The 14,598-nt window shown below is 63.8% G+C and carries 11 protein-coding genes and 2 pseudogenes; 7 read left to right on the top strand and 6 right to left on the bottom strand.

Annotated elements, in window-relative coordinates; translation table 11 throughout:
- Nucleotides 1-191: ATP-binding protein (locus tag J0I79_RS31530; RefSeq protein ID WP_292868902.1), on the top strand; the 191-nt coding region annotated here is incomplete at its 5' end.
- Nucleotides 192-457: 266 nt separating this feature from the next.
- Here the strand turns inward: J0I79_RS31530 and J0I79_RS31525 are convergent.
- A pseudogene (locus J0I79_RS31525) lies at nt 458-1,525 on the bottom strand (ABC transporter substrate-binding protein); the annotation flags it as partial.
- Nucleotides 1,526-1,992: 467 nt separating this feature from the next.
- On the opposite strand from J0I79_RS31525, the gene J0I79_RS31520 reads away from it, so the two are divergent.
- From J0I79_RS31520 to J0I79_RS31510, 3 genes are all read left to right on the top strand, one after another.
- A complete protein-coding gene (locus J0I79_RS31520; RefSeq protein ID WP_292868899.1) occupies nt 1,993-4,017 on the top strand; it encodes a long-chain fatty acid--CoA ligase in 2,025 nt (674 codons plus the stop codon).
- Nucleotides 4,018-4,052: 35 nt separating this feature from the next.
- Entirely contained in the window at nt 4,053-4,727 is a 675-nt protein-coding gene (locus J0I79_RS31515; protein WP_292868896.1) for a methyltransferase, read from the top strand.
- 138 nt (nt 4,728-4,865) lie between these two features.
- Nucleotides 4,866-5,363 carry a GNAT family N-acetyltransferase gene (locus J0I79_RS31510; RefSeq protein ID WP_292868893.1) on the top strand — a complete coding sequence of 166 codons (498 nt, stop codon included), beginning with the start codon at nt 4,866-4,868 and terminating at the stop codon, nt 5,361-5,363.
- Between the two features lie 142 nt (nt 5,364-5,505).
- Here J0I79_RS31510 and J0I79_RS31505 read toward each other — a convergent pair whose 3' ends face one another.
- Entirely contained in the window at nt 5,506-6,228 is a 723-nt protein-coding gene (locus J0I79_RS31505; protein ID WP_292868890.1) for an HAD family hydrolase, read from the bottom strand.
- A 5-nt stretch (nt 6,229-6,233) separates the two neighbouring features.
- Complete coding sequence (gene pgi, locus J0I79_RS31500; protein ID WP_292868887.1) at nt 6,234-7,877, bottom strand: glucose-6-phosphate isomerase; 1,644 nt, start codon at nt 7,875-7,877, stop codon at nt 6,234-6,236.
- A gap of 313 nt (nt 7,878-8,190) precedes the next feature.
- On the opposite strand from pgi, the gene J0I79_RS31495 reads away from it, so the two are divergent.
- The 3 genes from J0I79_RS31495 (at nt 8,191) to J0I79_RS31485 (ending at nt 12,739) form a co-directional block, all read left to right on the top strand.
- Complete coding sequence (locus J0I79_RS31495) at nt 8,191-9,684, top strand: PLP-dependent aminotransferase family protein (RefSeq protein ID WP_292868884.1); 1,494 nt, start codon at nt 8,191-8,193, stop codon at nt 9,682-9,684.
- A 186-nt stretch (nt 9,685-9,870) separates the two neighbouring features.
- The gene (locus tag J0I79_RS31490) at nt 9,871-11,457 is read left to right on the top strand and encodes a trimethylamine methyltransferase family protein (protein WP_292868881.1); all 1,587 of its coding nucleotides are present in this window, start codon (nt 9,871-9,873) and stop codon (nt 11,455-11,457) included.
- 52 nt (nt 11,458-11,509) lie between these two features.
- Entirely contained in the window at nt 11,510-12,739 is a 1,230-nt protein-coding gene (locus J0I79_RS31485) for an aromatic ring-hydroxylating dioxygenase subunit alpha (RefSeq protein WP_292868878.1), read from the top strand.
- Between the two features lie 36 nt (nt 12,740-12,775).
- Here J0I79_RS31485 and J0I79_RS31480 read toward each other — a convergent pair whose 3' ends face one another.
- The 3 genes and pseudogenes from J0I79_RS31480 to J0I79_RS31470 form a co-directional block, all read right to left on the bottom strand.
- Nucleotides 12,776-13,174 (bottom strand): hypothetical protein, encoded by a 399-nt coding sequence (locus tag J0I79_RS31480; RefSeq protein ID WP_292868875.1) that lies wholly within the window; start codon nt 13,172-13,174, stop codon nt 12,776-12,778.
- Nucleotides 13,175-13,193: 19 nt separating this feature from the next.
- Entirely contained in the window at nt 13,194-14,417 is a 1,224-nt protein-coding gene (gene chrA / locus J0I79_RS31475) for a chromate efflux transporter (RefSeq protein ID WP_292868872.1), read from the bottom strand.
- Between the two features lie 51 nt (nt 14,418-14,468).
- A pseudogene (locus J0I79_RS31470) lies at nt 14,469-14,598 on the bottom strand (IS110 family transposase); the annotation flags it as partial.

Raw genomic sequence — 14,598 nt, 5'->3', positions numbered from 1 at the left:
AGGGCATTCCCGAGACGGTGCGGACCCATCTGTTCGAACCTTTCCGCGGCCGCGGCCGGCCGGGCGGTTCTGGGCTCGGCCTGGCGATCGCCCGCGAAATGCTGCGCGCCCATGGCGGCGATCTGACGCTTGCCCGCACCGGCCCGCTCGGCACCACCTTCCGGCTGGAATTGCCGGACAACCACGGCTGACGCGGCTGCTATTCCTCGGTGGCGTCCTCGGGCTTGCGCCACAGGCTCATCGGCAACGGGCTCGACGCGGGGTCGGCACCGCTCATCGCCGCGGTTGCACCATCCCCGCTGGCGGCGGGGGCGGTCTCGGCCGGCTTTGCGGGCTCGGCCGGTTTGGGCGGTTCGGCCGGCTTGGCCGGTTCCGGCGCCTTGGCCGTCTGCTCCGGCTTTTTCTCGGGTTCGGCGGGCTTGTCGGGCTTCTTGGCCTTCGGCGGCTCGGGCGGCAGCTTCTTGGCTTCCTCGACGTTGTAGGAGTCGTCCTTGACGCTCTTGTTGTAGGACCACAGGGTCGGCGGGATCGGGTTGACGGCCACCTGGCCGGCGCCCTGGAACACGGCGTCGATGATGGCCTTCTTGTTGATGGCCATGTTGAGCGCCTTGCGCACGCGTACATCGTCGAACGGCTTCTGCTGGGTGTTGTACATCAGCGCGCCGACATTGAGGCCTTCCTGCTCGGCGACCGTCAGGTTCGGGTCAGCCTGCAGACCTTTGATATCGGCCGGGGCCGGATAGGACATGATGTTGCATTCGCCGGCCTTCAGCTTCTGCGCGCGCACCGCCGGATCGGTGGTGATGGCGAAGACGAGGTCGTCGATCTTCTGCTTGCCGCCCCAATAGTCGGGGTTGGCCTTGTAGCGGATGGCGGCGTCTGTCTGGTAGTCGACGAAGATGAACGGGCCAGTGCCGACCGGCTTCTGGTTGAACAGCTCAGGCGTCTTGTCGGCCTGGAGCTTGTCGGCATATTCCTTCGAGACGATGGAGGCGAAATCCATGCCCAGGGTCGGAACGAAGGTGATCGCCGGCTCCTTGAGGGTGAACTTGACGGTCAGGTCGTCGACCTTCTCGACCTTGGTGATGTTGTCGCCGAACTGGTCATTGTAATACTGGTAGGCGATGCCCGGAATGTACTGGAACCAGGGGCCGTTCTTGTCGACCTGACGCTCGAAGGAGAACACCACGTCATCGGCGTTGAGGTCGCGCGTCGGGGTGAAATAGTCGGTCGGGGCGAACTTGACGCCCTTGCGCAGCTTGAACGTATATTCCTTGCCGTCGTCGGAAATGGTCCAGCTTTCAGCAAGTCCGGGCGAGATCGAGGTCTTGCCGTGATCGAATTCGACGAGGCGGTTGAAAACGGTACGCGAGGACGCGTCGAACGTCTGGCCGGCGGTATAGGGCGCCGGGTCGAAACCCTCCGGCGATGCTTCCGCGCAATAGACCAGAGTTTTCGCGTTTGCCACGCCTCCCAGGACGCTTGCAGCCAGCAACGCGGCTGCAAAAGTCAGTTTCTTCTTCATTGAGCACTCCCTGATGTTCTTCCAAGCCCCTCTATCAGGCTCGCGAAGCGCGCATATAAGCACCGTTTTCCGGGCTTTGGAACACCCCGTTTGCTTACCCCGCGGGAAGCAGGAAAAAAATCCGCGATTTTGTTAAATGGCAGAAAAAATTAGCAGTTTCTTCCATTCACGATATTGTTAACGACCGCATTTTTTTATTGATCGGCGATCCCCTGGAATGGACGTCGCGTCCACCCGCCATCGCGCCGGGGATGGTGGAAGAGGCCGGCTGCAAGTGGAGCCGACGGGAAAGATTTTCGGTGGCAAATCTTTCGGCGCCTTGCCGCAAGGGCAAGACTTGCACCCTCGCCGATAGAGGCAATACATAGATGATCAACTGGTGGCAGCGGAGGACGTCTCTGTCAATACGGAGGCCAGCGCGCCAAGGCCACCAAGAAACAGGCAACAAAGATGTCGAGGAGGAACGGGTGGCAAAAGCATCGAAGGCGCCGGTGAAAGCGTCGGCCAAGGCAGGCTCGAAACCAGCCCCCGCAGACGCGCAAGTCAAAGCTGCCGCCAAGGCCGCTCCAGCCAAGACGGGAGCAAAGCCAGCCCCGAAAGCGCCGGTCGCGAAAGCAACAAGCACAGCCAAATCCGCGGCCAAGCCGGCGACGGCCGCGACGGCAAAGACCACGCCGACCAGGAACTCCTCCGCCGCGACATCTCCCGCGAAGACCGGGGCTGCCAAGACCGGGACCCCCAAGGCGACATCGCAAGCAAAGACGGCACCAACCGCCGCCAGCCAAAAGCTGCCCAAGGCGCTCACCGAACTCGCCTCCGGCCTGCCGGAAAAGCCATGGCTGAAGAATTATCCGAAGAACATGCCGGCCGAGATCGGTCCCCTTCCCTACAACTCCATCGGCGACTTCCTTGTCGCCGCCTGCAAGCAGTTTGCCGGCCAGCCCGCCTTCACCTGCATGGGCAAGTCCATCACCTATGCGGAACTCGAGCGGCTTTCGGCGGCCTTCGGCGCCTATCTGCAGTCGACAGGACTGCAGAAGGGCGCGCGCGTCGGCCTGATGATGCCGAACATCCTGCAATATCCCGTGGCGATGATGGCGGTGGCCCGCGCCGGTTATATCGTGGTCAACATCAATCCGCTCTATACGCCAAGGGAACTGGAACACCAGCTTAAGGATTCCGGCGCCCAGGCGATCGTCATCCTCGAGAACTTCGCCAACACGTTGCAGGCCGTGGTCGCCAGGACCTCGGTCAAGCATGTCGTCGTGGCGGCCATGGGCGACATGCTCGGTGGCCTGAAAGGGACGATCGTCAATCTGGTGGTGCGCCGCGTCAAGAAGATGGTGCCGGCCTGGTCATTGCCCGGCCATGTCAAGTTCAACGCGGCGCTGAAGGTCGGAAGCGGCATGACTTTCAAGCCGGCCACGGTGGCGGCCAATGATGTCGCCTTCCTCCAGTATACCGGCGGTACGACGGGCATCTCGAAGGGCGCCACCCTGCTGCACAGCAATGTGCTGGCCAATGTCGCGCAGAATTCGCTGTGGGTGGAAGACGCCTATACGGTCAAGCCGAAGCCCGCGCATCTCAACTTCGTCTGCGCGCTGCCGCTCTATCACATCTTCGCGCTGACGGTGAACGCGCTGATGGGCATGCAGCAAGGCGCCCAGAACATTCTCATTCCCAACCCACGCGACATTCCGGGCTTCGTGAAGGAACTTGGAAAGTATCCGGCTCACATATTTCCCGGCCTCAACACGCTGTTCAACGCGCTGCTCAACAACGAGGATTTCCGCAAGCTCGACTTCAAGCCGCTGATCCTGACGCTGGGCGGTGGCATGGCCGTGCAGAAGGGCGTCGCCGAGCGCTGGAAGGCGCTGACCGGTTGCCCGATCAGCGAAGGCTATGGCCTTTCCGAAACCTCGCCGGTGGCGACGGCCAACAAGTTCACGTCCAGCGACTTCACCGGCACCATCGGCCTGCCGCTGCCCTCGACCGAGATCGCCATCCGCGACGACGACGGCAACAACGTACCGCTGGGCGAAGTCGGCGAAATCTGCATTCGCGGCCCGCAGGTGATGGCGGGCTACTGGAACCGGCCTGATGAGACCGCCAAGGTGATGACCAAGGACGGCTTCTTCAAGTCGGGCGACATGGGCTTCATGGACGATCGCGGCTACACCAAGATCGTCGACCGCAAGAAGGACATGATCCTCGTTTCCGGCTTCAACGTCTATCCGACGGAACTGGAAGAGGTGGTGGCGCTGCATCCGGGCGTGCTCGAAGTGGCGGCGATCGGCGTGCCGGACGAGCATTCCGGCGAAGTGCCGAAGCTGTTCATCGTCAAGAAGGATCCAGCCCTGACGGCGGAAGCCATCACCGCCTATTGCCGCGAAAACCTGACCGGCTACAAGCGGCCCAAATATATCGAGTTCAGGACCGAACTGCCGAAGACGCCGGTCGGCAAGATCCTGCGGCGGGCGTTGCGCCAGTAGGCACGGTCTTGGGTCATCGTCCCGGCGGCGGCGACATGCCGGATCGCCGCCTCGATCCGGCGGAATTCATCAAGGCGAATATGCGCCTTGGACCCGTGCCCACACTTCCGGAAATCCGGCTCTACACCGCGCATCCCGGCAGCGGCTTGAGGCGCCTTCTCGAACCTGAAGGCGACGTCGACGCGCCGGAGCCGCAGCCACCCTATTGGGCCTATGTCTGGGCCGGCGGCGCCGTGCTGGCGCGCCATGTATTGGACCATCCTTCGATCGTGGCGGGCCGCCGGGTGCTCGACCTCGGCGCCGGCTCCGGCCTCGTCGGCATTGCCGCCGCCAAGGCCGGCGCGAGCGAGGTCACCGCAGCCGAGATCGACCGCAACGGCGTTGCCGCGATCGGCCTCAATGCCGAGGCGAACGGTGTCGCGATCACCCTTGTCGAAGGGGATATCACCGGCCACAGACCGCCGGTGGTCGACCTCGTGCTTGCAGGCGACGTGTTCTACGGCCATGAGGTTGCTCGACGGGTTACCCCGTTCCTCGATCGCTGCCTGGCAGCCGGCATCGACGTTCTGGTCGGAGATCCCCGCCGTACCGATCTTCCGCTGTCTCGGCTGCGGCTGCTTGCAGAATATCGGGTGCCGGATTTCGGCGATGCGAAGGGGGCCACAACGTCGCCCAGCGGCGTCTTTTCGTTCGAGCCGGAACAGCGCTGACGCGGCGCGGCAGCGTCCAGTCGCTCTCAATGGCGAGGCTCGAGCTTAGCGGTCAATTGGCTCGATCTCCGATTGGAAATCCTGCTGGACCATGGGCCGGATTGACCGCAGAGTGGGATGAAACGGAGGGGGACCGTCTTGACCGACGAGGTGACTATTTGTGAACTCCACGGGCTCGATGAGATGCTTCCAGCCTATCCGGTGTTCCGGCAGAGCAACTCGCATCTGAACGAAGCCGTATTTTGCGAACGACTTTCGGCAATGCTCGCTCAGGGCAATTACCGTTGTATCGCGGCCTATATCGGCGATCGGCTGGTGGGTCTCTCCGGTTTCTGGACGGGCAATCAGCTCTGGTGCGGGAAATACATCGAAGCCGATCATGTCGTGGTCGACACGAGCCTGCGTAGCCTTGGCATCGGTGCCAGGCTGATGGCTTGGATCGAGGCGGAGGGCGAGCGGACCGGATGCTCGGTGTTCCGTATCGCCATGGTGCTCGGGAAGCACCGCACACACCAGTTCTATGTGCGAAATGGCTTCTTTGACGATGGCCTGCTCATGGTGAAGGCCCTGAGCCGAGGCGCGGCGGAATTCCCGGAATATGTATCGCGGCCTGCCGAGCAAGGCGTGGGGGCTTAGCGGTTCACGACAATCCCTTAGGGGTCTCCGCTTCCGGTGCAACCTGCTCTTTGTGGCGGGTGGGCCAGCAACGACCTCCCGCCACCCTCGAAGGTTGGCGGGAAGGCCCCGAGAACAGACCTTCGTTACCCAGCCTTGGCCGTCAGACCGGCTCCCTGACCCGCGCCGAAAGGAAATCCGGCAGATCGGCAACCGAATCGAGGATGACGTCGGCGATCTCGGCCAGCGATTCACGCGTGCCGGTACCGGAAAGCACGCCGACCGCCAGGCCACAGCCGCCGGCGCGCGCCATTTCGAGATCGTGGCGGTTGTCGCCGACCATGGCGATCTCCGCCGGCTTGAGGCCGGTGAGGTCGCAAAAGGCCTGGATGGTGTCGGGCGCGGGCTTGGGATTGGCGACCGCGTCATAACCATAGGCGGCGTCGAAAAGCTGCGCGACACCGAGCGTGACCAGGGTCTTTTCCGCTCCGCTGGTCGAGTCGTTGGTGGCGACACCAAGCCGGTAGGACCTTTTGTGCAGCAATGCCAGGGAACCGACGATGCCCGGCAGCGCCACCGCCATCGCCGAGCCCTGCACCGAGGTGATCTCGTTGAAGCGGGCGACGGCCAGCATCTGGTCCTCGTTCGACAGGCGTGGAAACCAGAGCTCGACGACATCGAGATTGGTGCCCGAGGCAAAGATGGAGTCGGGCTTGAACCGCCGGTTGGCGAAATCGAAGCCGGCCGCGGCGAGCAGCCTGTCGGCCTTCCAGCGGTCGCCGTCGGATGCGTCCATGGCCATGAAGTCGGCGACCCCGAGCCAGGTTGCGTTGAAGTCGACAAGTGTCCCGTCCTTGTCGAACAGTATCCCCTTGATGTCTGCCAAGCCCTTCACTCCGAACCACGCAATTGGTGGATGCGTTCCACAAGCCCCCTGGTCGAGGCGTCCCGGTTTGCGGCGCTTTCCTTGCCTTCCACGACAGGCAGCAGGCCGGTCGCCAGTTCCTTGCCGAGTTCGACCCCCCACTGGTCGAAGGAATTGATGTTGAACAGCGTGCCCTCGACAAAGACACGATGCTCGTAGAGCGCGATCAGCCTGCCGAAGGTGCGCGGATCGAGCTTGCGGTAGAGAATGGTGAGCGACGGCCGGTTGCCGGAGAAGACACGATGCGGCGCGATCTTGTCGACGTCGGCTGGCTTCATGCCCTTGGCCAGCATCTGCGCGCGCGCCTCCTCCAGCGTGCGGCCCTTCATCAGCGCTTCCGACTGCGCAAGGCAATTGGCGAGCAGCAGGTCGTGCTGGTGCTTGAGGTCTGGCTCGTGGCCGACAGCCGCGACAAGGAATTCGACCGGGATGAAATCCGTGCCCTGGTGCAGCAGCTGGAAGAAAGCATGCTGGCCATTGGTGCCGGGCTCGCCCCAGACCAGCGGGCCGGTCGGCGTCTTCACCGCAGTGCCGTCGAGGGTGACGCCCTTGCCGTTCGATTCCATGTCGAGCTGCTGCAGATAGGCCGGCAGCCTGGACAGGCGCTGGTCATAGGGGATGACCGCGCGGGCCGGATACTGGCAGATGACGCGATGCCACCAACCAACCAGGCCAAGCAGCGCCGGCAGGTTCTGTTGCAGCGGCGCGGTGCGGAAATGCTCGTCCATCTCGTGGGCGCCATCGAGAAAGGCGCGGAAGTTCCTCGGCCCGATGGCGATCATGACCGGCAGGCCGATGGCGCCCCAGACCGAATAGCGGCCGCCAACCCAGTCCCAGAAGCCGAACACGCGATCGGCTTCGATGCCGAACCTGGCCACGAGGTCGAGCGCCGTCGAGACGGCGGCGAAATGCTTGCCGACCGCCTGCTTGCCGAGCGCCTTCTGCACCCAGTCGCGCGCGGTCTGCGCATTGGTCATCGTCTCGACCGTGGTGAAGGTCTTGGACGCGATGATGAACAAGGTCGTCTCGGCGGACAGGCCCTTCAGCGTGTCGTGGATATGGGCGCCGTCGATGTTGGAGACGTAATGCGCGCGCGGTCCGTCATGATAGGGCGCCAGCGCCAGCGTCGCCATGGCGGGGCCGAGGTCGGAGCCGCCAATGCCGATATTGACGATGTCGGTGATCTTCTTGCCGGTGGCGCCGGTCGCCTTGCCGGAGCGGATCGCATCGGCGAAAGCGCCCATCGCGTCGAGCACGGAAAGGACATCCGCCTTGACGTCCTGGCCGTCCACCGTGACGCCCTTGCCGCTCAAATTGCGCAGCGCGGTGTGCAGCACGGCGCGGTCTTCGGTGATGTTGATCTTCTTGCCGGCGAACATGGCGGCGCGGCGGCCTTCGAGATCGGCGGCTCCGGCGAGCTTTTCCAGCAGATCCATCGTGGTCGCATCGACGGCGCATTTCGACCAGTCGAGCAACAGGTCGCCATCGATGGCGGAGAAAGTCGCGAACCGTTGGGGATCGGCGGCAAAGGCCTGGCGCATCGAGGCCGGCGCCGCGGCGCGATGGTCGCGCAAGGCGGCGAGCTGTTTCTGGAAAGCTGACTGATCCACTGGCGGGGGCTCCTGGCGTTTTTCGACGCACCATATCAGACCGGATGTTTCCGGCGCGTGTCGTCGCGGCAAAACTATTGAGCCGAATTCCGTCCGGTCAATATGTGGCGGTGACACATTCTGTCACGCCGCGGCGACACAATGTGTCATGCGGCGCCGCAAAGCGGCGCGATTTCGGCCGATGTATCACTCGATGGATCACTGGCATAAATCCCAAAGATCAGAAAAATTGATTGGCGCAACCCCTTGTGCCACCGTTACATTCGACTGGGCCAGCCAAGCCAAAAAAGCTGGCCATCGAGGAACATCTTCCATGCCACAGAGAAACGACACGGCGATATGGTCCGGCCTGTTCCGGATTTCGGCTGAATCCGGCCAGACCCTGCAGGCGCAGATCCGCCAAGCCATCGTAGCCGCCATCCTCGACCGTCAGATCGCCGCTTCGATGCCGCTACCCTCCTGCCGAATCCTGGCCGAGAAACTCGGCGTGGCGCGCGGAACGGTGGTGCTGGCCTTCCAGCAGCTCGTCGACCAGGGTTTCCTGGTGGCGCGCGAGCGCCGCGGCCATTTCGTCAATCCCGACGTGCTGGCGACACCCGCCAAGCCGCACCAGAAGGCCCCGGACCAGGCCAACGAGATCGACTGGAAGGCGCGCCGCCAGATCGCCGCCAGCGACATGCAACCGCCGGTGAAGCACGAGAACTGGATCAAGTCGTCCTACCCCTTCGTCTACGGCCAGTTCGACCCAGCGCTGTTTCCGACCGCCGAGTGGCGCGAGTGCAACCGCATGGCGCTGGCGGTGCTCGAAATCCGCAACTGGGCCTCCGATATGGTCGATCGCGACGATCCGCTGCTGATCGAGCAGATCCAGGCGCGGCTGCTGCCCCGGCGTGGCATCTTCGCCAATCCCGACGAGATCATCGTCACGCTGGGCGCCCAGAACGCGCTCTACATGCTGGCGTCGCTCTTGATGACCAAGGGCTCGAAAGTGGCGATGGAAGATCCGGGCTACCCCGACGCGCGCTCGATCTTCCGCCTTGCGGGCGCCGACATACAGCCGGTGCCAGTGGACCAGTCCGGCATCGTAACCTCTTCCATTCCGACCGATTCCGGCTTCGTCTTCGTCACGCCCAGCCATCATTGCCCGACCATGGTGCCGCTGTCGGCCGAGCGGCGGCAGGATCTTCTGGCCCGCGCCAACCGGCACAACCAGATCATCATCGAGGACGGCTATGACAGCCAGCTTCTGGACGAAGCGCCGCAACAGGCGCTGAAGAGCCTCGACCGCTCCGGCCGGGTCGTCTATGTCGGCTCGATGTCGAAGACGCTGGCTCCCGGCCTGCGGCTTGGCTACATCGTCGCGTCTGCTGGACTAATCGCCGAGTTGAGGGCGCTGCGCCGTTTCATGCTGCGCCATCCGCCGGCCAACAACCAGCGCGCCGTGGCGCTCTTCCTGTCGCTCGGCCATCACGAGGCGCTGGTGCGGCGGCTGTCGAGTGCTTTCGAAGAGCGGCGCAAGCGGCTGGTCCATGCGATTTCCGCGTTCCTGCCGGAATGGCGGTCGACCGACTCGGCCGGCGGTACGTCGCTGTGGCTGGAAGGGCCGCGCGGCACGGATTCGCGCGGCTTGGCCGAAGCCGCCGCCTCGCGCAGCGTCATCATCGAGCCCGGCGACCGCTTCTTCGACCGCACCGAAAAGCCCTCTCGTTTCATGCGGTTGGGCATTTCCTCGATCGCGCTGCAGCACATCGAGCCCGGCATTCGGGAATTGGCCACTGCCGCCGGACGCAGACCGGCCGCCGCCTGATCGATCGCGCATTGCCTGCGACCGGAGCTTCAACCGCTCCGGTCGCGTTGTTTCTGGCACATGCAACTGGGCCAGCTGGCTCATAGGATGGACCAGTGCCGGCGTCATAGTCGGCGTCAGGGGAAGAAGCAGGCCGATCGGTGGACCAACCGCCACGAGCCCTGCCGACGAAGGTGGAGTGCTTCCATGCCAGTGGCTGTCGAAAAGCAGGACACGCCGGCGACCCATCGTCCCCACCGCTCCGGTCTTCTCAAAACAGGACATGCCATGCGATCAGCTCCTCTGCTGGAGGATACCGGACACCAGTACAAGGCCATCGAGGGCGGCAGTTACGGGCCGCTGCGTGGCGATGATTGCGAACGCATCCACGAGGGCGTGCTGACGCTTCTTGAGACAGTGGGCTTCGCCAATGCCATCCCCTCCTGCACCAAGGTGTTGACCAAAGCGGGGGCGGTCCATGGCGACGACGGCCGTATCCGCTTTCCCCGCGCGCTGGTGCTCGATACCATCAAACGGGCGGCACGGCATTTCACGCTTCATGGCCAGGATGCCAGACATGATATGGTGGTCCAGGGCAAGCGCGTGCACTACGGCACAGCAGGTATCGCCGTGCATCTGGTGGACCTGGAGAAGCGCGAATACCGCGAATCCAAGCTGCAGGACATTTACGATGCCGCCCGGATGGTCGATGGGCTGGATAACATCCATTTCTTCCAGCGGCCGATGGTGGCGCGCGACATCGCCGATCCGCTCGAGATGGATCTGAACACGCTCTACGCCTGTGTGATGGGAACATCGAAGCACGTCGGAACGTCCTTCACCGTGCGTGAGAACGTGAAGCCGGCGCTGGAAATGCTCTATGCCATCGCCGGCGGCGAGGAGAATTTTCGCGCCCGGCCCTTTGTCTCCAACTCCAACTCATTCGTCGTGCCGCCGATGAAGTTCGCGGAGGACGCCTGCGGCGTGCTCGAGGCGTGCGTTGAGGGCGGCATCCCGATCCTGCTGCTGTCGACCGGCCAGTCCGGCACGACGGCGCCCGCGGCGATGGCCGGCGCGGTGGTGCAAGCGGTGGCCGAAGTGCTGGCCGGCCTGGTCTATGTCAACGCGCTGAAGCCTGGCCATCCGGCGATCTTCGGCGCCTGGCCGTTCATGTCGGACCTGCGCAGCGGCGCCATGGCCGGCGGATCGGCGGAGCAGTCGGTGGCAACGGCCGCCTGCGCCCAGATGGCACACTTCTACGACCTGCCCGGCGGTTCGGCCGCCGGCATGACGGATTCGAAGCTGCCCGACATTCAGTCCGGCTATGAGAAGGGCATCACCAATGTGATGGCCGGCCTCTCCGGCCTCAATCTCGTCTACGAGGCGGCCGGCATGCATGCCTCGCTGCTCGGCTTCTGCCTGGAAAGCCTGATCATCGACAACGACATGCTGGGGCATTGCCTGGGCTGCGCGCGCGGCATCGACGTGACCGACCAGACCCTGTCGATCGACAGTATCGCCGAGGTCTGTCTCAAAGGCCCGGGCCATTACCTCGGCAAGGAAGAAACGCTCAAGCTGCAGACCGCGCATTTCTATCCCGCCCTCGGCGACCGCTCTTCGCCGAAGGAATGGAACGAAAAGGGCCGGCCTGATATATTGCTGCGTGCGATCGCGGAAAAGAAACGCATTCTTGCCGAACGATTTCCGCGTCACGTACCAAAACAGGTCGACGACAGATTGCGTGCCCGCTTCGGCAGCCTGATCCACCTGCCGCGCACATATATGGGCGGCTGAGCGAGGAAGACATTATGCAGCCATATAGCCATCACCCAGGACGGAACGACAGATGAGTGTGCATCCTCTCCAGCAAACCCACACCGACGGCGACGCGATCGACAAGTTGGTGGCGTCTCACCGGCCGGGCTATGGCCTGGTGCGTGCCTTCTATCATGACCAGGCGATCTTCGAGCGCGACATGGAACGTGTGTTTCGCCGACACTGGCACTGCCTGGCACATGCCAGCGTCATTCCCAATCCCGGCGATTTCGAGCTGTTCAAGCTGGGCGACGAGGCGGTCATCCTGACGCGCGGAATGGATGGCACCGTGCATGCCATGCTCAATGTCTGCCGCCACCGCGGCGCCGAGGTTTGCACCAAGGAGAAGGGCAACGCGAAGATGTTCGTGTGTCCCTACCACGCCTGGACCTATTCCAATGACGGGTCGTTGCGTGCTGCCCGCCTCATGCCGAAGGATTTCGACCGCACCGCGCACGGGCTGAAGAAGCTTCACGTTCGCGTCGCCTCGGGACTGGTCTTCATTTCCTTCGCCGAGACGCCGCTCGATTTCGATCCGATCGAACAGTCGCTGCGCACCAGCTGCGGCCAGTATGGCTGGGGCGACGCCAAGGTGGCGTATCGGCAGTCCTATCCGCTGGACGCCAACTGGAAGCTCGCCGTCGAGAACTATGTCGAGTGCTACCATTGCGGGCCGGCGCATCCGGAGTACTCGCAGACGCACGCACTGGAAAAGCCGGCCGAAATGATCGAGCAGCTCAATGCGGCGATGGAACAGCGCACCTGCGCGCTCGGCATCGAGATCGGCAGCGCCAACCGCTGGCAGAATTCGGCGGCCGGCCAGGAAGCAATCCATACCTTCCGCTACGCGCTCTACGACGGCGTTTCGAGCGGCAGCCAGGATGGATCGCCGGTGGCTCCGCTGATGGGCCGCTTCACCGACTATGATGGCGGCGTCACCTCCATTCATCTCGGCGGTACGACCTTCCTGGTCTGCTATCCCGACCACGGCATGATCTACCGCTTCATCCCGAAGACGGCCGAGACCTGCGAGATGGAACTGATCTGGCTGGTGCGCGGCGATGCCGTCGAGGGCCAGGATTACGACCTGGAGAAGCTGACCTGGTTGTGGAAGGTCACCACCGACGAGGACAAGAAGATCATCGAGCACACGGCGCGCGGCGTACGTTCGCACTATTTCGTGCCCGGGCCGATCGCGCCGATGGAGTACAACGAACTGCGCTACATCAACTGGTATCTTGAGGAAGTCAGCCGGGCCTGATCGGCCCGGTCACCCCGACAGATCGCGCGTTTGGCGTTATTCCGCGCTGAGCCCGTATCGGTCGACGACCTCGGCATTGATCAGCTTGGCGTGCAGCGTCATCAGCACGACCTGTGCGTCGAAGCTGTCGCCGGCTTCAAGAGCCGCCTCGATGCGGCGCTCGACGTCCAGCGTCCGCTCCCGGCCGTTGGCCTGTTCGAAGGTCTGCGGGCCCGCGATGCAATAGCTGCACAATCGCGCCACCGACGCATAGGCGTCCGCCGGCGGCTCATCGGGCCAGTGGTCCTTCATCAGATTGACGAGGGTGAGTTTCACGCCTTCCGGAACGAGCGCGGGGTGGAGACCGGCGCCGCGCAAAGCGGCATCCAGCTGCCGCAGATCGCCCGAGCGGCCGAACATGCCGAGGAAGCCAAGGGAAGAGCGTCGTTGCGCCATGATGGTCCGTCCTGTGTCGTCAGCCCACCATGTGTGTGGTCGCACCTGTGATCGCAAGCAGTAGGACGACGATCCAGGGCGGTGTCCTCAAGATGACGAGCAGGAGGAATCCGGCAAGGGCAAGCGCGAAATCGACCGGTGCGTGCACTGCGCTCACCCACACCGGATTGTAGAAAGCCGCCGCCAACATGCCGACAACGGCGGCGTTGGCGCCGCGCATCGCCGCCTGCGCCCATGGAAGACCGCGCAACCCGTCCCAGAAAGGCAGTGTGCCATAGACCAGGAGCAGCCCGGGCAGGAAGACGGCGAAGAGCGCAATCGTCGCCCCGGCGATGCCGTGCGGCTGCGGACCGCTGACGGCGCCGAGATAGGCGGCGACGGTGAACAATGGCCCGGGCGCGGCCTGCGCAGCACCATAGCCAGCCAGGAAGGCTTCGGGCGCCACCCAGCCAGTCGTCACCACCTGGTTCTGCAGCAATGGAAGCACGACATGGCCGCCGCCGAAAACCAGCGCGCCCGAGCGGTAGAACGCGTCGAAGAGTTTCAACGCCTGGCTGTCCGTTTTGGCGGCGACAAGAGGCGGCAGCACGAACAGAGCCGCGAAGAGAACCAGCGCGAGCAGCGCCGAAGACCGGCTGACGGGAAAGGCCAGGTGGCCGCCGCCCGGCAAGGGCGCGGTCCTGCAGACCAGCAGGCCGGCAACCGCTCCACAGGCGATGGCGGCGAGCTGGCCGATCGAACTGCCCGCAAGGGTGACGAGCGCCAGGGCGCCGAGCGCGATGCAGGCGCGGGGGAGGTCCGGCGTTAGGCTCCGGCTCATTCCCCAAAGCGCCTGTGCCACCACCGCCACGGCAACGAGTTTGAGACCATGGATGACGCCTTGGGCGGCGGCGCTATCGATCGACGCCGCGCCAAGCGCGAAGGCCAACAGCAGCAGCGCCGACGGCAAGGTGAACCCCGCCCATGCGGCAAGGCCACCGAGCAGCCCCCCGCCGCGCAGAACACCCAGGGAAAAACCGACCTGGCTGGAGGCTGGACCGGGCAGGAACTGACAGAGCGCGACGAGATCGGCGTAGCCGGCCTCGTCAAGCCATTTGCGGCGCTCCACGAACTCGTCGCGAAAATAGCCGAGATGTGCGATCGGACCGCCAAAGGAGGTCAGGCCGAGTTTCAGAAAGGCACGGAAGACCTCCGCCAGCGGCCAAACTGGTTTCGCATCGGTCCCGCCCTGACCAACCATCATTGCCTGTCCACACCCCATCGCCGCGTGGCGAAGCTAGAGTATCCGTGATTGTCAAGGAAGTGATGGGGTCCATTTTCTGCGGTCCCTGAGCAATGCGTTGGCGAGGACGATTATCTTTCGCATGATGGCGGTGATGGCCTTCTTGGGTGGTTTGCCGGCGGCGACGAGGCGGTCGTAATTG

Origin of the sequence: Mesorhizobium sp. (assembly GCF_017306585.1) — a bacterium.
GTDB lineage: Bacteria > Pseudomonadota > Alphaproteobacteria > Rhizobiales > Rhizobiaceae > Mesorhizobium.
The sequence above is the reverse complement of the archived record's forward strand: the minus strand, read 5'-3'. Positions and strand labels throughout refer to the sequence as shown.

Excerpts from the sequence above, each read along its gene's own strand:
- J0I79_RS31515 (WP_292868896.1), top strand. The coding sequence starts at position 4,053 with ATGCCGGATCGCCGCCTCGATCCGGCGGAATTCATCAAGGCGAATATG.
- J0I79_RS31495 (WP_292868884.1), top strand. The coding sequence starts at position 8,191 with ATGCCACAGAGAAACGACACGGCGATATGGTCCGGCCTGTTCCGGATT.
- J0I79_RS31490 (WP_292868881.1), top strand. The coding sequence starts at position 9,871 with ATGCCAGTGGCTGTCGAAAAGCAGGACACGCCGGCGACCCATCGTCCC.
- J0I79_RS31485 (WP_292868878.1), top strand. The coding sequence starts at position 11,510 with ATGAGTGTGCATCCTCTCCAGCAAACCCACACCGACGGCGACGCGATC.
- J0I79_RS31480 (WP_292868875.1), bottom strand. The coding sequence starts at position 13,174 with ATGGCGCAACGACGCTCTTCCCTTGGCTTCCTCGGCATGTTCGGCCGC.
- chrA (WP_292868872.1), bottom strand. The coding sequence starts at position 14,417 with ATGATGGTTGGTCAGGGCGGGACCGATGCGAAACCAGTTTGGCCGCTG.